General features: G+C 64.2%; 24 protein-coding genes. 7 read left to right on the top strand and 17 right to left on the bottom strand.

What is annotated here, in order from left to right; all coding sequences use genetic code 11:
* Positions 1-120 precede the first annotated feature (120 nt).
* The 3 genes from Q0K15_RS02940 to Q0K15_RS11080 all read left to right on the top strand — a co-directional run bounded on the left by Q0K15_RS02940 (position 121) and on the right by Q0K15_RS11080 (position 3,602).
* Complete coding sequence (locus Q0K15_RS02940) at positions 121-1,524, top strand: MBOAT family protein (RefSeq protein WP_294511914.1); 1,404 nt, start codon at positions 121-123, stop codon at positions 1,522-1,524.
* Between the two features lie 13 nt (positions 1,525-1,537).
* A complete protein-coding gene (locus Q0K15_RS02935) occupies positions 1,538-2,692 on the top strand; it encodes a DHHW family protein (protein WP_294511911.1) in 1,155 nt (384 codons plus the stop codon).
* A gap of 475 nt (positions 2,693-3,167) precedes the next feature.
* The gene (locus Q0K15_RS11080; RefSeq protein WP_365933049.1) at positions 3,168-3,602 is read left to right on the top strand and encodes a hypothetical protein; all 435 of its coding nucleotides are present in this window, start codon (positions 3,168-3,170) and stop codon (positions 3,600-3,602) included.
* Positions 3,603-3,651: 49 nt separating this feature from the next.
* On the opposite strand, the gene Q0K15_RS02925 is transcribed toward Q0K15_RS11080, so the two are convergent.
* Entirely contained in the window at positions 3,652-4,434 is a 783-nt protein-coding gene (locus Q0K15_RS02925) for an N-acetylmuramoyl-L-alanine amidase (protein ID WP_294511907.1), read from the bottom strand.
* 261 nt (positions 4,435-4,695) lie between these two features.
* Between Q0K15_RS02925 and Q0K15_RS02920 the strand changes: the two genes are divergently transcribed.
* Positions 4,696-6,297 carry a peptide chain release factor 3 gene (locus Q0K15_RS02920; protein WP_294511904.1) on the top strand — a complete coding sequence of 534 codons (1,602 nt, stop codon included), beginning with the start codon at positions 4,696-4,698 and terminating at the stop codon, positions 6,295-6,297.
* A 65-nt stretch (positions 6,298-6,362) separates the two neighbouring features.
* On the opposite strand, the gene Q0K15_RS02915 is transcribed toward Q0K15_RS02920, so the two are convergent.
* The 13 genes from Q0K15_RS02915 to Q0K15_RS02855 all read right to left on the bottom strand — a co-directional run bounded on the left by Q0K15_RS02915 (position 6,363) and on the right by Q0K15_RS02855 (position 18,831).
* On the bottom strand, positions 6,363-6,623 hold the full coding sequence (locus tag Q0K15_RS02915; protein WP_130848219.1) for a sporulation transcriptional regulator SpoIIID: 261 nt from the start codon (positions 6,621-6,623) through the stop codon (positions 6,363-6,365).
* 71 nt (positions 6,624-6,694) lie between these two features.
* Entirely contained in the window at positions 6,695-7,552 is an 858-nt protein-coding gene (gene aroE / locus Q0K15_RS02910) for a shikimate dehydrogenase (RefSeq protein ID WP_294511898.1), read from the bottom strand.
* A 175-nt stretch (positions 7,553-7,727) separates the two neighbouring features.
* Complete coding sequence (gene aroQ, locus Q0K15_RS02905; RefSeq protein ID WP_294511894.1) at positions 7,728-8,177, bottom strand: type II 3-dehydroquinate dehydratase; 450 nt, start codon at positions 8,175-8,177, stop codon at positions 7,728-7,730.
* Positions 8,174-8,674 (bottom strand): shikimate kinase, encoded by a 501-nt coding sequence (locus Q0K15_RS02900; RefSeq protein ID WP_294511891.1) that lies wholly within the window; start codon positions 8,672-8,674, stop codon positions 8,174-8,176. Before Q0K15_RS02900 ends, aroQ begins: the two co-directional genes overlap by 4 nt.
* Before the next feature lie 3 nt (positions 8,675-8,677).
* The gene (locus Q0K15_RS02895; RefSeq protein WP_294511888.1) at positions 8,678-9,832 is read right to left on the bottom strand and encodes a bifunctional chorismate mutase/prephenate dehydratase; all 1,155 of its coding nucleotides are present in this window, start codon (positions 9,830-9,832) and stop codon (positions 8,678-8,680) included.
* Positions 9,833-9,856: 24 nt separating this feature from the next.
* Positions 9,857-10,834 (bottom strand): chorismate synthase, encoded by a 978-nt coding sequence (gene aroC / locus Q0K15_RS02890; RefSeq protein WP_294511885.1) that lies wholly within the window; start codon positions 10,832-10,834, stop codon positions 9,857-9,859.
* A 12-nt stretch (positions 10,835-10,846) separates the two neighbouring features.
* The gene (aroA, locus tag Q0K15_RS02885) at positions 10,847-12,085 is read right to left on the bottom strand and encodes a 3-phosphoshikimate 1-carboxyvinyltransferase (RefSeq protein ID WP_294511882.1); all 1,239 of its coding nucleotides are present in this window, start codon (positions 12,083-12,085) and stop codon (positions 10,847-10,849) included.
* A gap of 2 nt (positions 12,086-12,087) precedes the next feature.
* Positions 12,088-13,182, bottom strand: coding sequence for a 3-dehydroquinate synthase (aroB, locus tag Q0K15_RS02880; RefSeq protein ID WP_294511879.1), 1,095 nt, complete (start codon positions 13,180-13,182; stop codon positions 12,088-12,090).
* A 19-nt stretch (positions 13,183-13,201) separates the two neighbouring features.
* Positions 13,202-14,221: a 3-deoxy-7-phosphoheptulonate synthase gene (gene aroF, locus Q0K15_RS02875; protein WP_294511876.1), complete on the bottom strand. Its 1,020-nt coding sequence runs from the start codon at positions 14,219-14,221 to the stop codon at positions 13,202-13,204.
* A gap of 390 nt (positions 14,222-14,611) precedes the next feature.
* On the bottom strand, positions 14,612-15,487 hold the full coding sequence (locus Q0K15_RS02870) for a DMT family transporter (RefSeq protein ID WP_294511873.1): 876 nt from the start codon (positions 15,485-15,487) through the stop codon (positions 14,612-14,614).
* Entirely contained in the window at positions 15,484-16,677 is a 1,194-nt protein-coding gene (locus tag Q0K15_RS02865) for a MalY/PatB family protein (protein ID WP_294511869.1), read from the bottom strand. The genes Q0K15_RS02870 and Q0K15_RS02865 overlap by 4 nt, the downstream gene beginning before the upstream one ends.
* Before the next feature lie 86 nt (positions 16,678-16,763).
* Positions 16,764-18,440, bottom strand: coding sequence for a DAK2 domain-containing protein (locus Q0K15_RS02860; RefSeq protein ID WP_294511867.1), 1,677 nt, complete (start codon positions 18,438-18,440; stop codon positions 16,764-16,766).
* A gap of 40 nt (positions 18,441-18,480) precedes the next feature.
* Complete coding sequence (locus Q0K15_RS02855; RefSeq protein ID WP_294511863.1) at positions 18,481-18,831, bottom strand: Asp23/Gls24 family envelope stress response protein; 351 nt, start codon at positions 18,829-18,831, stop codon at positions 18,481-18,483.
* A 165-nt stretch (positions 18,832-18,996) separates the two neighbouring features.
* Between Q0K15_RS02855 and Q0K15_RS02850 the strand changes: the two genes are divergently transcribed.
* Positions 18,997-19,188, top strand: a complete 192-nt coding sequence (locus tag Q0K15_RS02850) for a hypothetical protein (protein WP_294511859.1) — start codon at positions 18,997-18,999, stop codon at positions 19,186-19,188.
* Positions 19,189-19,280: 92 nt separating this feature from the next.
* Here Q0K15_RS02850 and Q0K15_RS02845 read toward each other — a convergent pair whose 3' ends face one another.
* The 3 genes from Q0K15_RS02845 to Q0K15_RS02835 form a co-directional block, all read right to left on the bottom strand.
* Positions 19,281-19,739, bottom strand: coding sequence for a PaaI family thioesterase (locus tag Q0K15_RS02845; RefSeq protein WP_294511856.1), 459 nt, complete (start codon positions 19,737-19,739; stop codon positions 19,281-19,283).
* On the bottom strand, positions 19,723-20,640 hold the full coding sequence (locus Q0K15_RS02840) for a SufD family Fe-S cluster assembly protein (RefSeq protein ID WP_294511853.1): 918 nt from the start codon (positions 20,638-20,640) through the stop codon (positions 19,723-19,725). The genes Q0K15_RS02845 and Q0K15_RS02840 overlap by 17 nt, the downstream gene beginning before the upstream one ends.
* 72 nt (positions 20,641-20,712) lie before the next feature.
* A complete protein-coding gene (locus Q0K15_RS02835) occupies positions 20,713-21,444 on the bottom strand; it encodes an ATP-binding cassette domain-containing protein (protein WP_294511850.1) in 732 nt (243 codons plus the stop codon).
* A 194-nt stretch (positions 21,445-21,638) separates the two neighbouring features.
* On the opposite strand from Q0K15_RS02835, the gene Q0K15_RS02830 reads away from it, so the two are divergent.
* Together Q0K15_RS02830 and Q0K15_RS02825 are read left to right on the top strand one after the other, a co-directional pair.
* On the top strand, positions 21,639-22,208 hold the full coding sequence (locus Q0K15_RS02830) for a hypothetical protein (protein WP_294511847.1): 570 nt from the start codon (positions 21,639-21,641) through the stop codon (positions 22,206-22,208).
* Between the two features lie 75 nt (positions 22,209-22,283).
* Positions 22,284-22,967, top strand: a complete 684-nt coding sequence (locus tag Q0K15_RS02825; protein ID WP_294511844.1) for a hypothetical protein — start codon at positions 22,284-22,286, stop codon at positions 22,965-22,967.
* The last annotated feature ends 125 nt before the right edge of the window (positions 22,968-23,092 follow it).

Raw genomic sequence — 23,092 nt, 5'->3', positions numbered from 1 at the left:
CTGACATGATATGGAACTTTTCCCCTCCCACCTGCGTCAAAGGAAAAAGCTGCGCCGCTTTTCTCCATTTCTGCGGCATACTATCCCCGAGACTATTGAATCGAACTGAGGTGTTTGCGCTTGGTTTTCTCCAGCCTGCTCTTTCTCTTCACCTATCTGCCCATCGTGCTTCTGATCTACTATCTCTCGCCCCTGAAGTGGCGCAACGGCGTGCTGCTGATCTTTAACCTGATCTTCTACGGCTGGGGCGAGCCGGTCTATATCGTCATCATGTTCGCCTCCATCGCCATTGACTACACCCACGGCATGCTGGTGGACAAGTGCAAGAAGAAGGGGAACGACCGTGGAGCCCGGATGGCGGTGGCCTCGTCGGTGATCTTCAACCTGGCCCTGCTGTTCTTCTTCAAGTACTGGGACTTCCTGGCCGGCAGCCTGGCCGCCCTGGGGCTTCACTTCATGCCCGTCCTGGGGGTGAGCCTCCCCATCGGCATCTCCTTTTACACCTTCCAGACCATGAGCTACACCATCGACGTCTACCGGGGGGACGCCAGGGTCCAGCGGAACATCATCAGCTTCGGCACCTTTGTCACCCTCTTCCCCCAGCTCATCGCCGGGCCCATCATCAAATATAAGGACCTGGGGGAGCAGCTGGACCACCGGGACCACACCGCCGAGCGCTTTGCCAGCGGCGTGGAGATCTTCGTCATCGGTCTGGCCAAAAAGGTCCTCCTGGCCAACAATTTAGGGCAGTTCTGGGACGCCTACAAGGTCCTTCCCACCTCTGAGCTCACCGTCCTGGGGGCCTGGCTGGGGGTGGTGGCCTTCTCCCTCCAGCTCTACTTCGACTTCTCCGGCTACTCCGACATGGCCATCGGCCTGGGCCGGATGCTGGGCTTTGAGTTTCTGAAGAACTTCGACTACCCCTATATCTCCCGCTCCATCACCGAGTTCTGGCGGCGGTGGCACATCTCCCTGGGCTCCTGGTTCCGGGAGTACGTCTATATCCCCATGGGGGGCAACCGGGTCTCCCGGGGACGGCTGTGCTTCAACCTACTGGTGGTGTGGGGCATCACCGGTATCTGGCACGGCGCCAGCTGGAACTTCCTCCTCTGGGGCCTCTACTTCGGCGTCCTCCTCATGGTGGAGAAGCTGTGGCTCAAAAAGTGGATCGACCGCTGGCCCAGGGTGCTCCAGCATATCTACACCCTCTTCCTGGTGCTGGTGAGCTGGGCCATCTTCGCCGTGGAGGACTTTGGCCAGCTGGGCGGCTATCTCTCCGCCATGTTCGGTCTGTCCGGCGCCGGTCTGGCCGACGGCGCTTTTGGCTACTACCTGGGCTCCTACGGCCCCTCCCTCCTGGCCGCCTGCGTGGCCTCCACCCCCCTGATGGCCTCCCTGTGGCGGCGTCTCCCCAAGCGGGCGGAGCAGGTCCTCCTGCCGGTGGTCCTGCTGGCGGGGCTCCTCCTCTGCACCGCCTACCTGGTGGACGCCACCTACAACCCCTTCCTCTATTTCCGCTTCTAAAGGAGGCCCGGACATGTCAAAACGCTACGCCTTTTTCCTCACCATTCTGTTCTGCGGCTTCCTGGCCGTCTTTTTCGCCGCCAATCTAATCTCCCCCGACCGGGACTTCTCCCAGGACGAGAACCGCTACCTGTCCCAAAAACCTGAGCTGGATGCCAGTGACTTTGCCTTAAAGCTCCCTCTGGACGAGAGCGGGGACTTCTTCACCGGCAAGTTCATGTCGGACTTCGAGAGCTACCTCACCGACCAGTTCGTCTTCCGGGACGAGTGGATCGCCGCTAAGGCTATGGCCGAGCGCCTGGCGGGCAAGGGGGAGAACAACGGGGTCTATCTCTGCGACAAGGACACCCTCATCCCCCGGTTCGACCGGCCCGACTCCACCAAGGTGACCAATAATCTGGATTATGTGAACAAACTGGTGGAAAATGTGGATGTGCCGGTGTACTTCTCCCTCATCCCCGGCAAGGTGTCCGTGTGGGCGGACCGGCTGCCGGAGGGAGCCCCCAATGCCAGCGAGGGGGACATCCTGACCCAGGCCCAGACCACCACCCAGGCCCACTGGGTGGACATTGCCTCCGCCATGGAGGCCCATAAGGACGAGGACATCTACTACCGGCTGGACCACCACTGGACCAGCCTGGGGGCCTACTACGGCTATGCCGCCCTCATGGAGGTCATGGGGCTGGAGGTCACTCCCCTGAGCGACTATGAAAAGACCACCGTCTCCACCGACTTCAATGGCACTACCTACTCCAGCTCCGGCGTCCGGTGGATGGCCCCCGATTCCATCGACATCTATGTGCCCGAGGAGGGCATCACTGTCACCGCCTGGAACGGCACCCAGCCCGAGGCCGGGGTCCTCTACGACTGGAGCAAGCTGGAGGTCAAGGACAAGTACTCCTTCTTCCTGGGGGGCAACAAGCCCCTGGCGGTGGTGAAGGGCCAGAATACGGCCGGCCCCAAGCTGCTGGTCATCCGGGACTCCTACTCGGACAGCCTGGCTCCCTTCCTGACGGCGGACTTCTCCGAGGTCCACCTCTTCGATCCGCGGTACAACAAGACCCCGGTGAGCCAGTATGTGGCGGAGAACGGTATCGACCAGGTGCTGGTCCTGTACAGCGTCTCCAATTTTGTCAGCGACGGCAACCTCTTCATCCTGAGTAAATAACAGAAGAAAACCCAAAAGACCTTCCGGGCATAGAATGGCCCGGGAGGTCTTTTGCATGCGTGATGATACTTATTGCTGCCCCTGGTGCTGGGCCGTGGGCCCCACCGGCCCAACGGGTCCGACAGGGGCGACAGGCGCCACCGGGCCTACCGGCCCCACCGGCGCTACCGGTCCCACTGGACCGGGAGAAGGCGCTACCGGCCCCACCGGCGCGACAGGCGTCACCGGGCCGACGGGCCCCACTGGCCCTACCGGAGCCACTGGCCCCACCGGGGCCACGGGAGCCACAGGTGCCGCCGGCCCTGCGGGTCCCGGTGATGGCCCGACGGGCCCTACCGGAGCAACCGGGGCTGTGGGGCCGACCGGCCCAACTGGTCCCACCGGTGCCACGGGAGTGACCGGACCCACCGGTCCTACCGGGGCAACGGGTGCCACAGGTCCCACCGGCCCGGCGGGCGAGGACGGCGCGGATGGGGTGAACGGCGCCACCGGACCCGCAGGGCCTGCCGGCGGGCTGCCCGCCGCGGTGCAGTTCCTGGTCCAGCCAGGGACCTACGAGTCGGGCCAGACCCTGCGGCTCTACCCGTATTACCTGGTGGGGGAGGGCATCTCCCTGAGCGGGGACGGCACCACAGTGCTGCTGACGGAGCCCGGTCTGTACAGCCTCTCCTATGTGGTCCAGTGCCGTCCCGAGGAGGACGGCACCGTGGGGGTGCTGCCCTTCCAGGGGGCGGCGGCCCTCACCGAATATGAGTTTGTGGCCCCTGCCCAGGCCGGTACTGTCCAGAGCGGTTCGGGGACCTATTTTGAATTCTCGCCATCCACGGCCTATGCCCGGCTTCTCTACCAGGGTTCGGGACCGGCCCAGGTCACCGGCGGCTTCGCGGTGTCCCGCATCTACGACAGCTGAAAAAAGGAGGCCGCCCGGCGTCTGCCGGACGGCCTCCTTGCAATGGGGGTTAGTTCAGTTTGCCCAGCCGATCCAGGACGGCGGCGGCCTGCTCCCGTGTCAGGGGGGCCTGGGGCTTGGTGCCGTCAAAGACCCCGGCGGCCACCGCCGCCTCCCAGGCCTCCTTGGCCCAGTCGCTGACGGGCTTGGACTCCTGAGCGGCGGCCCGGCGGGCCAGGGCCTCGGTCAGCATGGTGTCAAAGGTGTCCTGATCCATGGTATCCTCCTCCTCTCCCTTCAGCAGGGCCGCCACGTCGGCCCGGAAGGTGTCCATACTCTTGCCGTGCTTGGGGAACCAGTGCATCACGTCGGCGTGGTTGCTGGCGATGTCCAGCTTGCAGCCCTCCTGGTGGTCCACCACCTGGGTCATGGGGTCCAGGGAGAACTGCCGGCACAGCCAGGCGGTCAGCTCCACCGCGTTCCTGTAGACGGCGTTAAAGTAGGCGGCGTTGGCCTTCACATCGTAGCCAACCATGGTGCCGCCCTGGTAGGTGTGGCCTTTGGGCTCCAGGATCTCAAAGGCGATGTGAGTGTTGTTGGCGGACAGTCCGCCGTTCCTGGGGCTGCCGGCGTGCCAGGCCCTGTGGTTCCAGGGCAGGGTCTGGATCACGCCCCCCTGGTGGACCAGGGCGTGGACGCAGGCGTCCGCCCCCGGCTGGTCCCAGAGCTTGAGAAAGACGGCCGGGTCGGGCTGGGCCACGCCGGTGGAGTGGACCATGATACCCTTGGGCACGATGGTCCGGCCCGACTTGTAGCAGCCGCTCTGGGTGAGAATGTGTTGGGTGAGTTCCATAGAAAACCTCCCCGCGCCTGCGGCGCGAAAATTCGAGGGGAAGGCCGAAAGGCCTCCTCTCATTTCTATGCGCGCGAGGGTCTTTTGTTGTACGTCCCAGGGCTCCGCTTGCAATTTTTTTCCGCTTGTGATATAATTTTTTGCCATCATCGGTACCAATTATGACGCTGGGAGGGTCTATCCCATGTAAAAAAGACAAAAATGCCGGACCCGGAGGGACGGGCCGGACTCCCCATCATGGATCTTTTGGAGGGAATACCTTTGTCTAAATACGAAAGCGAGATCGCCCGGCGCCGCACCTTTGCCATCATTTCACACCCCGACGCCGGCAAAACCACCCTGACCGAAAAATTCCTTCTCTACGGCGGAGCCATTGCCCAGGCCGGCGTGGTCAAGGGCAAGAAGAACAGCCGCGCCGCCACCTCCGACTGGATGGAGATCGAGAAGCAGCGCGGCATCTCTGTCACGTCCTCGGTCATGCAGTTCCAGTACGAGGGCTACTGCATCAACATCCTGGATACCCCGGGCCACCAGGACTTCTCCGAGGACACCTACCGCACCCTGATGGCGGCGGACTCCGCCGTCATGGTCATCGACGCGGCCAAGGGCGTGGAGGCCCAGACCCGGAAGCTCTTCAAGGTCTGCGCCATGCGGGACATCCCCATCTTCACCTTCATCAACAAGATGGACCGGGAGGCCCGGGACTCCTTTGAGCTCCTGGAGGAGCTGGAGAAGGAGCTGGGCATCGAGACCTACCCGGTAAACTGGCCCATCGGCTGCGGCAAGGACTTTAAGGGCGTCTACGACCGGGGCAGCAAGAAGATCATCCACTTCACCAGCAACGGCGGGTCCAAGGCGGCCACCGCCACCGAGGTGGAGCTGGGCGACCCCAACCTGGACGACCTCATCGGCGCCGCGCTTCACCGGCAGCTCAGCGATGAGATCGAGCTCTTGGACGGCGCCGCCGCCGAGTTCGACCTGGACCGGGTCCGCCACGGCAAGCTCTCCCCGGTGTTCTTCGGCTCCGCCCTCACCAACTTCGGCGTGGAGCCCTTCCTGGAGCACTTCCTCCGTATGACCACGCCCCCCCTGCCCCGGAAGGCCGGGGACGAGATCATCGACTCCATGGACGACGACTTCTCCGGCTTCGTCTTTAAGATCCAGGCCAACATGAACAAGGCCCACCGGGACCGTATCGCCTTCCTGCGGGTGGTCTCCGGCCGGTTTGACGCCGACAAGGAGGTCTACCACGTCCAAGGCGGCAAAAAAATTAAACTCTCCCGGCCTCAGCAGCTTATGGCCGCCGAGCGGGAGATCATCGAGGAGGCCTACGCCGGCGACATCATCGGCGTCTTTGATCCGGGCATCTTCTCCATCGGCGACACCCTGTGCGCCCCGGGGAAGAAGTTCAAGTTCGACCCCATCCCCACCTTCGCCCCGGAGCACTTCCGCCGGGTGCGGCCCCTGGACACCATGAAGCGCAAGCAGTTCTTGAAGGGCATGGAACAGATCGCCCAGGAGGGCGCCATCCAGATCTTCAAGACCCCCTACACCGGCATGGAGGAGGTCATCGTGGGCGTGGTGGGCACCCTCCAGTTCGACGTGCTGGAGTACCGCCTCAAAAACGAGTACAACGTGGACCTCTACATGGAGGGCCTGCCCTACGAGTATCTGCGGTGGATCGAGAACGACACCGGGGAGCCTTTCAAGGAGGACGACCTCATCCTGGGTACCGACGTGAAGCTGGTGGAGGACTACAAGGGCCATCAGCTCCTCCTGTTCGCCTCCCAGTGGTCCATCAACTGGGTCCAGGAGAAGAACAAGAACCTCATCATGAGCGAGTTTGGCGGAGCCAGAGACTGATTTCAGAGTACAAAAAACGGCGCAGACCATGTGGTCTGCGCCGTTTTTTCTGTTTTCAGCCATCGTCAGGAGACGGCATCCTCGCCCTTGTATTTCCGCCGGGTGGCGATGCCGCCCCGGATGTGCCGCTGGGCCTTGTTCTCGTCCAGCACCGCCTTTACCTGGAGGTAGAGGGGGCGGTTGAAGGCGCTCAAACGGTCCTGGATGTCCTTGTGGACGGTGGATTTGCTGATGCCGAAACGCTGGGCGGCAGCCCGTACCGTCGCCTTGTTCTCGATGATGTAAAGGGCCAGCCGGCAGGCCCGCTCCTCGATGTTCCCTTTCACACATACAACACTCCCCATCGTGGTTTCCACTGTGGGATGTATATGCGCGGAGAAAGGGGAACAGAACGGGCCTAGGCTCCCAGCAGGGGGGCCAGGCGCCGGGCCATGGCGGGGGCGTCGATGGCGGCGCCGGTGAAGTGCTCCAGGGCAAAGATGGCCTGGTAGAGGAGCATGCTCAGGCCGTTGAGGGTGGGGTGTCCCAGCTCCCGGGTCCGGGCCAAAAGGGCGGTCTCCAGGGGGGCGTAGATGAGGTCGCACACCGGTACGCCGGCGGGCAGGGCCTCCAGGAAGGAGAGGTCCTCGAACTGACCCTTGGCCCCCGTCATGCCCAGGGAGGTGCAGTTGACCAGCAGGTCGGCGTTGGCGGCCTGGGCCAGGAGGGTGTCGATGTCAAAGCCAGCGGGGGAGAGGATTTTTGGCGCCTTGTCACAGAGGGCCTGGGCCTTCTCTACGGTCCGGTTGCAGATGGTCACCGAGGCCGCCCCCTGCTGGGCCAGCTTCAGGGCCACCGCCTTGGCGGCGCCGCCCGCCCCCAGCAGCACCACCCGGCGGCCCCGCGGATTGAACCCGGCGTCCAGCAGGGCCTGGAAAAAGCCCCGCCCATCCGTGTTGAATCCGTATATTTTGTCCTCTTTGATACAGACCGTATTCACCGAGCCATAGAGCTTGGCGTCCTCGTCCAGCTCGTCCATGAGGGAGAGGAGGTCCTCCTTGTGGGGCATGGTGGCGTTGAAGCCGGCGTAGCCAGCGAATTTGGCACACTCCAGCCACCGGGCGGCCTCCCCGGCCTTGACGGGCTGGCAGAGGTAGATGTAATCCAGCCCCAGGGTCTGGATCATGGTGTTCTGGATCAGGGGGGACTTGGAGTGGAGTACCGGGTCCCCGATGACGCACAGCTTTTTGGTGGTGTTGTTCAGCTCGACCTGCATGGCGGATATCCTTTGGTTTTACACAGTTTGGGCGGGTGGTGTGGAAAATATAGCGGCATAAAAGCAGTTTCCACGGCTGAAAGGATGCTGATTCCGTCCATTCTTCCACAGTCTGCACATGTCTATGGGGATGCACGACTTTCCAGTTGTCCTAAGAGTAATCCACGAAGGGTGGCTAAAAGCTCTCTTTGGTTACTTTCGCTCTCGAGAGAAAGTAACCAAGGGCGGCCTCGTAGCCGTAGAGGCCCAGGCCGCAGATCTGGCCCACGCAGGCGGGGGCTGTGACGCTCTTGTGGCGGAACTCCTCCCGCTGGTGGATGTTGGAGATGTGGACCTCGATGCAGGGCACGGAGACGGCCTTGAGAGCGTCCAGAATGGCCACGGAGTAGTGGGTGTAGGCCCCGGGATTCATGACGATGGCGTCGTATACCCCGTTGGCGCCCTGGATGGCGTCCACAATGGCCCCCTCGTGGTTGGACTGGAAGCAGTCCACCGAGGCGTCGTGGGCGGCGGCAAACTCTTTCAAATGGGCGCACAGGCTCTCGTAGTTCTCCGAGCCGTAGATGCCCGGCTCCCGCTGGCCCAGCAGATTGAGATTGGGCCCGTTGATGACCAGAAATTTCATGCTCTGAGCACCTCCAAAATGGCGTTGAGACCGGCCTCCGGGGAGGTCAGGTCGGTAATGATGTGGTCGGCCCATGCGCGGTAGACCGGCTCCCGCTGGGCGAAGCGGTCCAGGAAGGCCGCCCGGCCGTCCTGGGCCAGGGGCCGGTCCCCCAGCACGCCGGAGTCGTAGGTTTCCCCAGGGTCCCGGCAAAGCCAGAAGACCAACCCCGTATGCTTCAGGGGGGCCATGGCGTCGGGCCGCAGGGGGAGGCCGCCGCCGCAAGCGATGACCAGACCGGTTTTCCGGGCGAGGTCCTCCGCCGCCTCCCGCTCCCGGTCCCGGAAGTAGCCCTCCCCGTCGCTTGCGAAAATGGCGGGGATGGTCCGGCCTTCTTTTTCCTCAATGAGGGCGTCGGTGTCCACCAAGGGACGGCCCAGGGCGGCGGCCAGGAGGCCGCCCACCGTGGTCTTGCCCGAGGCCATCATGCCGATGAGGACGATGTTGCGCTCATCCACGGCTCAGCCCTCCTTGGCGGCGGGGTAGTTCCCCAGCACCCGGAAGCCCTCAGCGGTCTGGGTGAGCTCCAGGAGCACCCCGTCCATGCCGGGGGCGGCGAGGTCGGCGATGAAGTCGGCGAAGAAGAGGTACTCCCAGCTCCGGCCCACAATGGGGCGGGACTCCAGCTTCATGAGGTTGAGGCCGTTGACGGCGAAGATAGTCATGAGCTGGTGGAGGGAGCCGGTGCGGTGGGGCAGGGTGAAGAGGGCGCTCACTTTGTCGCTGCCCGGCCGGTGCTCCGGTACCGGGGAGACGATGACGAAGCGGGTGTAGTTGTGGTCGTTGGCGTTGATGTGCTGGGCCAGGATCTCCAAGCCGTAGAGCCGGGCGGCGTGGGGGGAGCAGATGGCGGCCCGGTCGGGCGTCCCACTTTTGGCCACGAACTGGGCGCTCTCGGCGGTGTTGAGCCGAGGTACCCGGGTCCAGTTCCGGCCCTTGAGGAAGTCGGCGCACTGGAGGAGTCCCTGCTCGTGGGAGTAGACGGCGGTGATGGTGTCCAGGGTGGCCCCGGCGGGGGCGGCCAGACAGTGGTCCACCTTCACGGTCTGCTCCCCCACGATGTAGGCGCCGTACTGGGCCAGCAGGTCGTAGACCTGACTGATGGAGCCGGTGGAGCTGTTTTCGATGGGCAGTACGCCGTAGTCGGCCCGGCCCTCCTTCAGGGCCAGAAAGACCTCCTCCCAGGTGGCCACGTGGGACCGGGCGACGGTCTCCCCGAAGAAGCGGCCGGCGGCCTCGTCGGAATAGGCCCCCGGTTCCCCCTGGTAGAGGACCCTGGGGTCGGTGAGGGGGGCCCGGACGGCCCGGAGGGCGGACTGGATGCGGACATAGTCCTCGTTGCCCGCCTCGGTGAGGAGTTTGCGCTGCTGCCGGCGGGAGATGCCCATGATGGCCTCATAGAGGGCGGTGACGTCATCCTTACGGGCAGGGTCGTCGGTGAGGGCGGCTTTTTTGGCCAGCACCTCGTGCTCCCGGGCGGTGTCCAGCACAGGGATGCCGTTGGCCTGCTTCCAGCGGCCCACCTGCTCCGTCACCTCCATGCGCCGGAGGAAGAGGGCGGTGAGCTGGGCGTCGATGTCGTCGATCTGCCCCCGAAGCTCATCCAGTTGACTCATAGGAATACACCTCTTTGTGTAGACTCAGATGCCCAGCAGCTGGCAGGCGGCCAGGGCGGCGGCGGACTCAATGACGGGCACCGCCCGGGGCACGATGCAGGGGTCGTGGCGGCCGGTGATGGCCAGCTTGGCGTCGGTGTGGCTGGAGAGGTCCACCGTGTCCTGCTCCCGGGCGATGGAGGGGGTGGGCCGGATGGTGACCTCAAACTCCACCGGCATGCCGTTGGTAATGCCGCCGTTGACGCCGCCGGTGTGGTTGGTGCGGGTCTTGACGGTGTCGCCGTCCATGTAGAAGGGGTCGTTGGCCTGGCTGCCCCGGAGGTCGGCGAAGGCGGTCCCCAGGCCGAAGCCCACCGCCTTCACGGCGGGGACGGCGAAGAGGTACTGGGAGAAAATGCCCTCCACGTTGCAGCCGAAGTCGGGGGCGCCCAGCCCGGCGGGGAGGCCGGTGACGGCGCAGGCGATGCGCCCGCCCACCGAGTCCAGATCGGCCTTGGCGGCCAGGATGGCCGCCTCCATCTCCTCGGGGGTGGGGTCGGCGATGCCGGCCACGTTGGTGATGCGGGCGGCGACGGTGACGCCCTTCTCCTTCAGGACGAGCTTGGCGATGGCCCCGGCAAAGACCAGGGGGGCGGTGAGGCGGCCGGAGAAGTGGCCGCCGCCCCGGTAGTCGTTGCAGCCGTGGTAGCGGACGAAGCCGGCGTAGTCGGCGTGGCCGGGCCGGGGCAGGTTTTTGAGCTTGGCGTAGTCCTTGGAGCGGGTGTCGGTGTTGAAGATGACGGCACACAGGGGGGTGCCGGTGGTTTTGCCCTCAAAGACGCCGGAGAGGATCTCGGGCTCGTCCTTCTCCTTGCGGGCGGTGGTCATGGCGTTCTGGCCGGGGGCCCGGCGGGCCATCTCGCTGCGGATGAAGTCCATGTCCAGCTCTATACCGGCGGGAACCCCCTCCAGGGTCACCCCGATGGCGGGGCCGTGGGACTCGCCGAAGATGATGTATTTCATGGGGACGCCTCCTTAAGCCTGGGCCCGGGCGATGACGCCGCCCAGGGCCTCGTAGTCCTCCCAGAAATTGGGGTAGGACTTTTTGACGCACTCCGCCCCGGTGATGGTGACGGGGGCGTCACAGTTGGTGGCGGCAATGGCGGCCATCATGGCGATGCGGTGGTCGTTGTGGCCGGAGACGGTAACGCCGCCGGGGAGGGTGTCCTTCCCGCGGATCACCAGATAGTCGTCGTGCTCCTCCACGTCCGCCCCCAGTGCGTTGAGCACCTCGGTCACCGTGGAGAGCCGGTCGCTCTCCTTCATCCGCAGCCGGGCGGCGTTGACCAGCCGGGTGGTGAGCCCCTCCCCCCGGAGGGCGGCCATGGCGGCCAGGGGGGGCACCAGGTCGGGACAGCCGGACACGTCGATCTGGGCGTCGGCGGGCCGGGCCAGGGTCCAGTAGTGGCCGGCGATGGCGGCGTCCCCCTGGGTGGAGTGGGTATCCAGGCCTTGGATGTCCACGTCGCTCTCCAGCAGGGCGGCGGCATACCAGAAGGCGGCGTTGGACCAGTCGGCCTCCACCGTCAGGTCCCGGGCCTGGAAGGCCTGATTTCCGGGGACCCGGAGGGAGGCGTAGTCCCGGTTCTCCACCCGGACGCCGAATTTCTCCAGCACGTCCAGGGTCATGTCCACATAGCCCCGGCTCTCCAGGGGGGTGATGAGGAGGATCTCGCTGTCCCCGGACAGCAGAGGGAGGGTGTAGAGGGGGCCGGTGATGAACTGGCTGGACACGTTGCCGGGCAGGGAGAATATTCCCGACTCCAGCCTGCCGCTTACGGTGAGTACGCTGTCCTTCTGTTCGCAGAAAATGCCCTTCTCCCGAAAAAGGTCGAAGTAGGGGCCCTGGGGCCGCTCCATGAGCCGGCCGTGGCCGGTGAAGCGGCCGCCGCCCAGGACGGCCAGGGAGATGGGAATGAGGAAACGCAGGGTGGAGCCGGACTCGCCGCAGTCCAGCAGGGGGAGTTCCCCCTGGGGTGCCGGTTTTCCGGCCAGACCGGTGACCGCCAGGGTGTCGCCCTCCCATCGGAAGGAGGCGCCCAGGGTCTCCAGACAGCGGATGGTGGCCTGGATGTCCTGGGAGAGAGCTACGTTTTTGAGCATGCTCACGCCCTCCGCCAGGGCGGCGGCAATGAGGGCCCGGTGGGCTTGACTTTTGGAAGGGGGCGGCGTGATGGACCCGCCGAGCAGGCCAGGTGTGATGGTGATGTCCATAGTCAGACCCTCCCGTAGAGGGCAGAGAGCTGGGAGAGCACCTCTGTCTTTTTCAGCTTCACGGCCTTGGCCTTGCCCATCTCCTCCAGGAGAATGAGGCTGATGCTGTCCCCGGCGCCCTTCTTGTCCAGACCGATGGTCTCTGCCACGACGGGCCAGTCGGTGTCGGAGCAGGGGATGTGGACGGGCAGGTCGAAGGCCTGGAGCAACTTGGTGAGGGCCTGGAGGTCGGCCTCCGTTCCGCCGGTGCCCAGGGCCAGACCCAGCCGGGCGGCCACGCACATGCCGGCCGCCACCGCCTGGCCGTGGGTCCAGGTCTCATAGTTGCCCATCTTCTCAAAGGCGTGGCCCACGGTGTGGCCGAAGTTGAGGAGCATCCGACGGCCGGTGTCCCGCTCGTCCTCCTCCACTACCATTCGTTTTAAATCACAGCAGGTATACAAAACGTGTTCGATCTGTTCCATGATCTCACCCCGGCTGGGCCGGAGAGAGAGAAAGTCGAAGAAGGATTTGTCCAGGATGCAGCCGTACTTGATGACCTCGGCCATACCGTCGGCGAAGGTGAGATCATCGAGGGTGTCCAGGGTGTCGGGGTCCATGAGGACAATCTTGGGCTGCCAGAAGGCCCCGGCCAGGTTCTTGCCGTGGGCGAGGTCGATGGCCACCTTGCCGCCCACGGAAGAGTCCACCTGGGAGAGGAGGGTGGTGGGGATCTGGACAAAATCCACCCCCCGGAGGATGGTGGCGGCGGCGAAACCGGCCAGGTCCCCCACCACGCCGCCGCCCAGAGCCACCACGGCGTCGGTGCGGGTGAGGCCGAAGTCCATCATGTCCTCCCAGAGGGCGCTGAGCATGGCGGCGGATTTGGAGCCCTCCCCGGCGGGAATCTCCCGGCAGGCGGTCTCAAAGCCGGAGCGCTCCAGCCCGGGGATCAGGGCGGAGAGATAGATGGGGGCCACGTTGGAGTCGGTGACCACAAAGAGCTTTTTGGCCCGGGGGAGCACCCGGTGCAGGTGCTCAGCTGCCTGGGAGAGAAGGCCGGAGCCGATGAGGATATCGTAGCTCCGGCCGGGCAGGGTCACGGAGAGGGTCTTCATGCGTTCACTTCCTTCCGCTTCAGGGCATCATGGTCTTGCCCATCATGGGGACCAGGACCTTCACCTTCTTCATGAGCTCGTCGAACTTCTTGGGGGTGAGGGACTGCTGGCCGTCGCACTTGGCGTGGGGGGGATCGTTGTGGACCTCAATGATGAGGCCGTCGGCGCCGGCGGCGATGGCCGCCATGGCCAGGGGCTCCACCATCCAGTACATGCCGGCGGCGTGGGAGGGGTCCACGATGACGGGCAGGTGGCTCATCTGCTTGATGGCGGGGATGGCGGATACGTCCAGGGTGTTGCGGGTGTAGGTCTCAAAGGTGCGGATGCCCCGCTCGCAGAGGATCACGTTCTCATTGCCGGCGGCCATGATGTACTCGGCCGACATGATCCACTCCTCGTAGGTGTTGGAGAGGCCACGCTTGAGGAGGATGGGCTTGCTCATCTTGCCAACCTCCTTCAGAAGCTCGAAGTTCTGCATGTTCCGGGCGCCCACCTGGACCACGTCCACCCGCTCCTCGAAGAGCTCGGCCATCCGGGGGTCCATGATCTCGGTGACGATGGGCAGACCGGTCTGGGCGCGGGCCTCCACCAGCAGGTCCAGGCCGGGGGTGCCCATGCCCTGGAAGGAGTAGGGGGAGGTGCGGGGCTTGAAGGCGCCGCCGCGGAGCATGGCCGCGCCGGAGAGCTTCACATCCTGGGCCACGGCGCAGATCTGCTCCTCACTCTCCACCGAGCAGGGCCCGGCGATGACGGAGAAGTTGCCGCCGCCGATCCGGGCCTTGCCCACGGTGACCACGGTGTCCTCGGGGTGGAACTTCCGGTTGGCCTTCTTGTAGGGCTCCTGGACCCGCATGACCCGCTCCACGTTGTCCTCCATGGAGATCTTGTCCATGTCCAGCTCAGTGGTGTCGCCCACCAGACCCAGGATGGTGCAGCCGATGCCGTGGGTGATGCCCACGTCCAGACCCTGGGCACGGAAGGTGTCGGCCAGGGCTTCAATATCCTCATTTTTCGTGCCGGGTTTCATAATGATTACCATAGTGATCTTCTCCTTCTTCCGCCAAGGGCGCGGCAATAAAAAAGGCGCCCATTGACGATAAAATCAATGAGCGCACGGTTCAACGATACAACGACCCTGTCAAAAGGGCCGGCCCATTCACTTTATCCCGCTATTTTACCCATGCCAAAAAAGCCGGTGCCCGTAAATCGAGCCCAGCCAAAATAGGTAAAGGAGCGGGATTCAGTTGTGAGGCGGCGATGGTCCATGAAGAGATACCTCACTTGCAATGGTTGGAGGTATTTTACACCCGTCAGCAAAAAAATGCAAGAGTGATTTGGCACGGTAAAGTAAAAAATACAAAAGGGAAAGTAAAAACTTTTTAGAAAACATGTCCCATGTCCGGCAGCTTCCGAACACGGGGCATGTTTTTCATGTATGCTGGCCCTCGGCCTTGGTATAGAGGAGGACGCCGGCCAGGACGGCCACGGCACCAACGGCCTGAAGGAGTCCGATGCCTTCGCCGAAAAGAATCAGGCCTAGTACGGAGGCGAAAATGGGTTCGCACAGCTTGGCGGCAGAGACGTAGGCGGGGGAGAGCCACTTCAGGCTCCAGGAGAAGAGGGAGTGGCCCAGCAGGGTGCAGAAAACGGCCAGCAGCAGGCCCACCCCCACCTCACGGAGGCCCCAGCCCAGCACCGGGGTGCCGGTGGCACCGTCCAGCACCAGCAGGACGATGAGGCAGGAGGCGTAGGTGAGAAAGGTGTAGACGGTGGTGGACTGCCGGGCCCGCTGGACCTGGCCGATGAGGGTATAGGCGGCCACAGCCACAGCGGCCAGCACCGCCAGCAGGTCTCCCGCCAGGGCGCCGGACCCTCCGGCGTCGGAGAGAGCCAGCACCACGCTGCCGGCAAAGGCCACAGCGATGGCGGCCACCCCCAGTCGGGGGATGCGGCCGTGGAGGAAGAGGGTAAAGCCCAGGGCGGAGAAGATGACCTCGGTGGATACCAGCACGGTGGAGGAGGCGATGGAGGTCCACTTGAGGGACTCGAACCAGGTGGAGAAGTGGAGGGCCAGACAGGCGCCGCTGAGGGCGCACATCAGAAGGTCCCGCTTTGTGGAGGACAGGAGCTCGGCCCGGTGGGACCGGAGTACAGCCGGCAGCAGCAGGAGGACGGTCCAACCCAAGCGACCGGTGGCCGTCACCAGGGAGGGAGCCACCGACCAGCGGACGAAGATGGAGGAGAAGGAGGCACCCAGCACGCCTAAGAAGAGGACCAGCCGGGGGTCCGCTGTGAGGCGGCTCAACGGGGGAGCCCTCGCCGCCGGGCGGCGTCGTCCAGGCGCTCCAGGGCCTTTTCCAGGTGGTGGCGGGGGCAGGCCAGGACGAAGCGCTCAAAGCCGGTCCCCTCGGGCCCGAACATGGTGCCCTCGTCCAGCCACAGCCCGGCCTCGTCCCGCATGAAGCGCATCTGGGCCTCGGGGTCCAGACCCAGAGAGGAGAAGTCGGCCCACAGCAGGTAGGTGCCCTCCCAGGGGGCCGTCCACACCGAGGGGAAGCGGTCGGCCAGGAAAGTCTTGCACAGCTCAAAGTTGCCCTTCAGGTGCTCCATGAGGGCGCTCAGCCAGGGCTCGCCCTGCTCGTAGGCCACCCGGGTGGCGGTGAGGCCGAAGTAGCCATTGAAGCCGCCGGTGTAGCCGTCGGTCTTGGCGCGGAACTGCCGGCGCAGCTCCTGGTCGGGGATGATGGTGGTGGAGGTGGCCAGCCCGGCCAGGTTGAAGGTCTTGCTGGCGGAGGTGCCCATGATGCAGCGGTGGGCGGTCTCCTCGTCCAGGGTGGCCAGGACGGTGTGGGTGTGGCCGGGGGCGATGAAGTCGCAGTGGATCTCGTCGGAGAAGATGAGCACGTCGTGGCGGCGGCAAATGTCGGCGATGGCCGCCAGCTCCTCACGGGTCCACACCCGGCCGGTGGGGTTGTGGGGGGAGCAGAGGAGCAGGAGCTTGGTCTCGGGGCGGCGACACAGGTCCTCCAGGTGGTCCAGGTCCAGCTCGTAGCCGTGGTCGGTGCGGCGGAGGGGATCTGCATAGAAGAGACGGCCGGTGGCCTCGGCGATGCGTTTGAAGGGGGGATAGGCGGGGGTCTGGGTGACGATGGCCTCGCCGGGTTTGGTGAAGGCCTGGACGGCCTGACCGGCGGCGTGGACCACGCCAAAGTTGCTCACCAACCAGCCGGGGTCTACGGTCCAGCCGTGGCGGCGCTCCATCCAGCCGATGAGGGCGGCGCGGAAGGCTTCGTCCATGCCGGTGTAGCCGTAGACGCCGAAGGCGGCGGCCTCCTGGAGGGCGGAGACGATCTCAGGGGCCACCAGCAGGTCCATATCGGCCACGGAGAAGGGAATCACGTCGGGATCGGTGACGCCGGCCTTCTCCATGGGGCCCCATTTGGAAGCCCCCATATGGAGCCGGGAGCGAAGGGTGGTAAAGTCATAGGTGGACATGGGAAATAAACCTCCTGTTCTCTCTTTCTGAAAGGGAAAAGGGCGGCCATTCCGGCCGCCCTTGATACATTATTATGGAGCGGGGATCATTCCGCGGAGATGAGGTAGTAGTAGACGGGCTGCCCGCCGGAGAGAAGGGTGATCTCGGCGCTGGGGCAGGCGGCGGTGAAGATCTCCAGAGCGCCCTGGGCCTGCTCCTCGGTGACGTCCTCGCCGTAGTAGATGGTGATGAACTCGGCGTTCTGCTGGGGCTCGGCCTCGGCCAGGCGCTTGAGCAGAGCGGAGAGGTCCCGGTCGGTGCCGAAGAGCTGGTTCTCGGCCAGGGCCAGGTAGTCACCCTCCTTGATATCGAAGCCGTCAAAATCGGAGTTCCGGGCGGCGTAGGTGATCTGGGCGGTGTGGACGTTCTGGATGGCCTGGGTCATGGCGTCGGTGTTGTCCTCCTGGATGGCGTCGGGGTCAAAGGAGAGCATGGCGGAGACGCCCTGGGGGATGGTCTTGGTGGGCAGGACCACCACCGTCTTGCCCCGGGCCAGGGGGATGCACTGCTCGGCGGCCATGATGATGTTCTTGTTGTTGGGGAGGACGTAGACCACCTCGGCGGGGGTGGCCTCAATCTCCTTGAGGATGTCCTGGGTGGAGGGGTTCATGGTCTGGCCTCCGGAGACCACCCGATCCACGCCCAGGTCCCGGAAGACGTCGGCGATGCCGTCGCCGGCGCAGACGGAGACAAAGCCGTACTTCTTCTCCGGGGCGGCGGAGGCGGGGGCGGCACAGTGGCCGTGGTCGTCCTCCTCCAGGTCGTCGGTGCTCTGGATGTGGCGGCCGGCGGCCAGGTCGTCGGCCTGGGTGCGCATGTTTTCGATCTTGGCCAGCTCCAGGGTGCCGTACTTCTGAGCCTCGCTGAGCACGGCGCCGGGGATGTCGGTGTGGACGTGGACCTTGAAGGCGTCGTCGCTCTCACCGATGACCAGGCTGTCGCCCACGCTGTTGAGGTAGGCCTGGAAGGCCTCCAGACCGTTGTAGTGCTCGTCCTTGCGGACGATAAAGACGGTGTCGAAGGTGAAGGTGATCTCCTCGGCGGCGATGGCGGCGTAGTCGGTTTTCTGCTCGCCGGCAGAGCCCTCCTCGGTGTCCTCGGGCATGGGCTCGCCCCGGAGCTCATCCAGCATGCCCTGGAGGATGACCAGAAAGCCCTTGCCGCCGGCGTCCACCACGCCGGCCTTCTTGAGGACGGGGTTCTGATTCACCGTGTCATCCAGGGCGATGAGGCCCTCCTTGATGGCCTCGTCCAGCACGAACTCCAGGGAGCGGTCCTCCCGGGCGGCCTCGGCGGCCCGGCGGGCGGCCAGGCGGGAGACGGTGAGGATGGTGCCCTCGGCGGGCTTCATGACCGCCTTGTAGGCGGTGGCCACGCCGTAGTCCAGGGCGATGGCGAAGTCGGCGCCGTCGGCGGTATCCTTGTCCTTCAGGGCCTTGGCAAAGCCACGGAAGAGAAGGGAGAGAATGACGCCGGAGTTGCCACGGGCGCCCCGAAGGAGGGCGTTGGCGTTGACCTGGGCCACGGCGCCCACGTTGCCGGGAGCCTTCTTCTTCAGCTCGGCGGCGGCGGTGGCAATGGTCATGCCCATGTTGGTGCCGGTGTCGCCGTCGGGCACGGGGAAGACGTTGAGCTCGTTGATCTGCTGCTTCTGGGAATTGATGGAGGCCGCTGCGTGGATGACCATCCGCGCCAGCAGCGCCCCGTCAATGGTTCCTCTCATGTCAAATGTTCCTTTCTATGACGGAATGGGCCGCCGGACTTCAGCCGATGACCATGGAATCCACGCACACGTCCACGTTTTTGACCTTGACGCCGGTGACCTTCTCTACGATATAGCGCACCTCGCTCATGATAGAGTGGCTGACGGCGTTGAGATTGACGCCGTTGTCCACAATGATGTGGAGCTCGATGGAGACGGTATCATCGTCATTGAACCGGACCTTGACTCCCTTGGCCATGGACTCCCGGCGCAGGAGATGGACCAGTCCGTCGGTCTTGGAGCGCACCGCCATGCCCTTGACGCCGTAGCAGTTGGTGGCGGCGGCGCCGGTGATGTTGGTGAAGACATCGGGGCTGATGGTGATGGCGCCCCTCTCTGTTTCCAGTCTCATATGGTACCTCCTTTGGAGCACTAGGACAGAATACACCAATTATGGTCTATTTATTGTATTCTATTTTTCCCATAAATACAAGGGAAAAAGTTGCGGTGAATGATTGTAATTTCCACGAAAATCGTGTAGACTAAGGATAACACTCAGATGTGGAGGTGTGATGGGATGAAAGTCGCCCGTTTTGTACTGAAGATCGTAGGCTGGTCCCTGGCGCTGGCCGCTGCCATTTGCTGCGTCGTGGCCTACTGGGATAAGATCACCAGCGCTGTGTGCGGCCTGAAGGACATGGTTTCGGAGAAGGGAGCCTGCTGCTGCCACCCCTCCGAGTTTGACGACTACGCCGACTGGGACGAGTAAGGCGTACACAGGAATGACGATGCGCTCTCTGTGCAGAGCGCGGCATACGCAGGAAAATGGCCGCCCGTACGGGCGGCCATTTTGCGTTTTGGTCAGGACTCCGCCGGCTGAGAGGACTTGTCCTTCATGGGGTGGTCCAAGAGATAGAAGGTAAAGTTGCCGTTGGCCACCTCTACGCCGTTGTCGTCGGTAATGGTCTGGCGGTAGACGCACAGACGGTGTCCCAGCTTCTCAGGTACGGCTCGGCAGTAGAGCTTCTTGTTGGAGCCCAGAGCGGGACGGAGAAAGCTGAAGGCGTAGTTCACCGTGACGCAGGGCTTGCCGGTGGCGGCAAAGACCCCGGTGCCCCCCACCGTATCGGCCAGGGTGGCCAGACAGCCCCCATGGACGATGCCGTAGGGATTAAGACTGTCCGGATGGATGGTAAGTTCCCCCTCGGAGGTGCCATCCTCAAAGAGACCGGTAATCTTGATGTGGTTGTAAATGGAAAAGGGGTCCTGGAACAGGAAATAGTCCTCAGGAATAGGGATAGGCTTACTGCAGGAATCCATTGAGAATCCGCTCCTCTGCTTCTTCCTCGGTGAGACCCAGGGTCATGAGCTTCAGGATCTGATCGCCGGCGATGCGCCCGATGGCGGCCTCGTGGATAAGCTGGGCGTCGGGGTGCTCAGCGGCGATGGCGGGGATGGACTTGATCTTCGCCTGACCCATGATGATGGAGTCACACTGGACGTGGCCGAAGCACTTGGCCTCGCCGGTCATGCGGGGGTAGAAGACCTGCTGGGACTGGTCCTGGGCCACGGAGCGGGAGATGACCCGGCCGGTGGCATCCTCGCCGGCCAGGACGATGTCCATCTCGGACTCAGCGGTCTGCTTGCCGTGGGTGAGGAGCTTTTCGGTGATGACGGCCTCGCCGCCGGCGCCCACTACAATCTTGGTGTAGCGCTTGGTGGAGTCCACGCCCCGGATCTGGGTGGTCTCCATGTTGATGGAGGCGCCCTCCTCCAGGTAGACGATGGTCTGGGGGTTGAAGATACGCTCGCCGGTGCCCTCACCTTCGCCGTAGTGCTTCTCATAGTAGCGGACCTTGGAGTTCTTGCCCACGTAGAAGGTGTGGATGCCGTCGTGCTGGGTGGTGTCGCAGCCGGAGTTGTGGATGCCGCAGCCGGCGATGATGTCCACGTCGCAGTCCTCGCCGATGAAGAAGTCGTTGTAGACCGTCTCGGTAAGGCCGGTCTCGGTGAGGACCACGGGAATGTGGACCGACTCCTTCTTGGTGCCGGGGGCGATGTGGATGTCGATGCCGGACTTGTCGGTTTTGGTGTCGATGACGATGTGAGCGGTGCTGACGCGGCCGTCAGACTGTCCGTTCTTGCGGATATTGTAGGCCCCTACCGGGAGACCGTCCAGATCGGCGATCTCTTTGAGGAGCTTGGCTTCCAGTTTGTCCATGGCTCAAATGCTTCCTTTCTCGGCCGCGGGGATGTGGTGTGGAGCGGCCGTCTGTGAAAACGGGGCGAACCTTCAGGCCCCGTGCATATAGCTGCAGCCCGACACGGTGTTGGCCAGGATCTTGGGGAAGATCTCATCCTTGGCGCCGTGCTGGGTGATGACGCCGTGGTCCACCATGACGATCTCGTCGGCCAGGTCGATGATGCGCTCCTGGTGGGAGATGACGATCAGGGTGGCCTTCTGCTCGTCGTGGAGCTGGCGGAAGGTGTCGGTGAGCCGGGCGAAGGACCACAGGTCGATGCCGGCCTCGGGCTCGTCAAAGATCATAAGGCCGGAGTTGCGGGCCAGGATGGTGGCGATCTCGATGCGCTTGACCTCGCCGCCGGAGAGGGAGGTGTCCACCTCGCGGTCGATATAGTCGGCGGCGCACAGGCCCACCCGGGTGAGGTACTGGCACTCCTCGTCGTGGGTGAGGCCCTCCCGGCCGGAGGCGAGCTCCAGCAGGTCCCGGACCCTCAGGCCCTTGAAGCGGGGGGGCTGCTGAAAGCTGTAGCTGATGCCCTTCTGGGCCCGCTGGGTGATATTGAGGGAAGTGATGTCCTCACCGTTCCACAGGATCTGCCCGCCGGTGGGGGTGACCAGGCCCATGATGGCCTTGGCCAGGGTGGTCTTGCCGCCGCCGTTGGGGCCGGTGATGACCACGAACTTGTGCTCGCCGATGGTGAGGGAGACATCGTTGAGGATGCCCAGCTCCTCGCCGGACTCGTCGGACACCTGATAAGATAAATGCCTGATCTCCAGCATGTGAAGGACTCCTTTGTGTTTCTCTGTAAACCGCCGGCGGCGGTTTTGGGGCACTTGCCGCCGATACGGCAGTATTTTACCATAATTCCGATTGATTTACAAGTATTTCTTTCACTGACCTAAACTTCGAGGAAACGCCGTAGGGCCACGGGCATAGTATGGACCGAAAGACGGGAATTTAGGAGGCGTGATCCATGGAAGAGATGCAGAAGCCCCAGGGCGGTGCGGCGCAGGAGGAGCGGGAGCTCTTTCGGCAGGTGTGGCAGCGGGTGACCGAGAGCGGCGGAGGGGAGAGCCCCATCGAGGTGCTGCCGGCACAGGCGCCGGAGCGGGCGCTGGCGGCGCCGGACGCGGGTGAGCGGATGGAGCGCCGGTGTGGGGAGCTGCGGGCGGCGCTGGGGGAGGCTCTGGCGGGGGCGGCGGCCTACGAGGCCCTGGCCCGGCGGATGGGGAACCGGCCGGCGGGGCGGCAGCTCCGGGGCCTGGCCGCCTCTGCCCGGCGGAGGAGCAAGCGGCTGGCGGTGGCCTGCTTCCTGCTGGACGGGGTGTGGTATCTGCCCCAGAACCCAGGAGGGGAGCGCCGGGAGAGCACGGTGATGGGGGGGCTCCGGGAGCGGTATCTGGCCGAGCGGCGCAGTGAGGAGGGATGCCGGTCCGCTGCCGCACGGGCGGAGGACGGCGATCTGGCCAATCTGTGGCTGGACCTGGCGGCGGAGAGCCGGGAGAGCGCCCAGACGGTCCGGCGTCTGCTGGAGGAGCTCTAAGGGCGGAAAGCCGTTGCCCCGGTCCCTTTGCCGTGATAGAATGGAGGCACAAAAGAGGGAGAGGGGCGAGAAAACATGCGGGCAATGTGGAAGGAGCCCTCCCGGATGGGGGATGTGTGTCTGCTCCTGCTGGTATTTGAGGTCATCAGGTATTTGTATACATGGGACAGCAAGACGCCGCCCCGGCGGACGGTGGGCGTGTGCCTGATCGCCGTGCTGCTGCTCCTCTTCGGGGCGGCCGGCCTGGCCGCCCGGCAGTGCCGGAGGTGGAAGGGAATCGTCGCCGCCGGGTGTGCGGCGGCGCTGGTCCTCTTCCTGCTCTTCGATTTCCGTACCCTGCGGGTGGAGGAGCTGCCCGGCTGGGACCCGGTGTCCTCCATCTCCGGCGTCTCTTCCTGGGTGGAGGGGGAGAACGGCATTACGGACCTCCGATGGGACCCCGACGGAGGCTGGCAGGTGAAGGCGGAGGGGGAACCCGTCACGGTTTATGGTGGCGGGGCGAAGGACTTTTTGAAAAAGCTGAGCGCCGTGGAGCTGCGGAACTACTGGTGGTTCGACGGGGAGCCGGCGGAGGAGATCACCACCCTCCATGTAAGCTTCTCCGACGGACGGGATGCGGACTTCTACCTGAGTCGGAACAGCTGGAGCATCTCCACGCCGGACGGGGACTGGCTGCGGGGGCAGTGGTACGTGGACCGGCCCTTCACCGACCTGCTGGACGAACCGCTTCGGGCTGTTATTGACGAAAAGGCGGCCTGACGGAACAGGAGAAAGGAGCGCCTGTCTGTAAAACGTATATTTCCTGCTGTCTGATCTGGTACAAGAGGGAAACGGGGACCTGTGCCGATCTGCCTAAGGAATAAAAAAAGCGCCGCGGGACCATG

This window comes from uncultured Intestinimonas sp. (genome assembly GCF_944387245.1).
Lineage (GTDB): Bacteria > Bacillota > Clostridia > Oscillospirales > Oscillospiraceae > Intestinimonas.
Note: the sequence above shows the minus strand (reverse complement) of the source record. Positions and strands in the feature narration are given on the sequence as shown.

Excerpts from the sequence above, each read along its gene's own strand:
- Q0K15_RS02935 (WP_294511911.1), top strand. The coding sequence starts at position 1,538 with ATGTCAAAACGCTACGCCTTTTTCCTCACCATTCTGTTCTGCGGCTTC.
- Q0K15_RS02925 (WP_294511907.1), bottom strand. The coding sequence starts at position 4,434 with ATGGAACTCACCCAACACATTCTCACCCAGAGCGGCTGCTACAAGTCG.
- aroE (WP_294511898.1), bottom strand. The coding sequence starts at position 7,552 with ATGCAGGTCGAGCTGAACAACACCACCAAAAAGCTGTGCGTCATCGGG.
- aroQ (WP_294511894.1), bottom strand. The coding sequence starts at position 8,177 with ATGAAATTTCTGGTCATCAACGGGCCCAATCTCAATCTGCTGGGCCAG.
- Q0K15_RS02895 (WP_294511888.1), bottom strand. The coding sequence starts at position 9,832 with ATGAGTCAACTGGATGAGCTTCGGGGGCAGATCGACGACATCGACGCC.
- aroC (WP_294511885.1), bottom strand. The coding sequence starts at position 10,834 with ATGAAATACATCATCTTCGGCGAGTCCCACGGCCCCGCCATCGGGGTG.
- aroA (WP_294511882.1), bottom strand. The coding sequence starts at position 12,085 with ATGGACATCACCATCACACCTGGCCTGCTCGGCGGGTCCATCACGCCG.
- aroB (WP_294511879.1), bottom strand. The coding sequence starts at position 13,182 with ATGAAGACCCTCTCCGTGACCCTGCCCGGCCGGAGCTACGATATCCTC.
- aroF (WP_294511876.1), bottom strand. The coding sequence starts at position 14,221 with ATGGTAATCATTATGAAACCCGGCACGAAAAATGAGGATATTGAAGCC.
- Q0K15_RS02865 (WP_294511869.1), bottom strand. The coding sequence starts at position 16,677 with ATGTCCACCTATGACTTTACCACCCTTCGCTCCCGGCTCCATATGGGG.
- Q0K15_RS02860 (WP_294511867.1), bottom strand. The coding sequence starts at position 18,440 with ATGAGAGGAACCATTGACGGGGCGCTGCTGGCGCGGATGGTCATCCAC.
- Q0K15_RS02855 (WP_294511863.1), bottom strand. The coding sequence starts at position 18,831 with ATGAGACTGGAAACAGAGAGGGGCGCCATCACCATCAGCCCCGATGTC.
- Q0K15_RS02850 (WP_294511859.1), top strand. The coding sequence starts at position 18,997 with ATGAAAGTCGCCCGTTTTGTACTGAAGATCGTAGGCTGGTCCCTGGCG.
- Q0K15_RS02845 (WP_294511856.1), bottom strand. The coding sequence starts at position 19,739 with ATGGATTCCTGCAGTAAGCCTATCCCTATTCCTGAGGACTATTTCCTG.
- Q0K15_RS02840 (WP_294511853.1), bottom strand. The coding sequence starts at position 20,640 with ATGGACAAACTGGAAGCCAAGCTCCTCAAAGAGATCGCCGATCTGGAC.
- Q0K15_RS02835 (WP_294511850.1), bottom strand. The coding sequence starts at position 21,444 with ATGCTGGAGATCAGGCATTTATCTTATCAGGTGTCCGACGAGTCCGGC.
- Q0K15_RS02830 (WP_294511847.1), top strand. The coding sequence starts at position 21,639 with ATGGAAGAGATGCAGAAGCCCCAGGGCGGTGCGGCGCAGGAGGAGCGG.
- Q0K15_RS02825 (WP_294511844.1), top strand. The coding sequence starts at position 22,284 with ATGCGGGCAATGTGGAAGGAGCCCTCCCGGATGGGGGATGTGTGTCTG.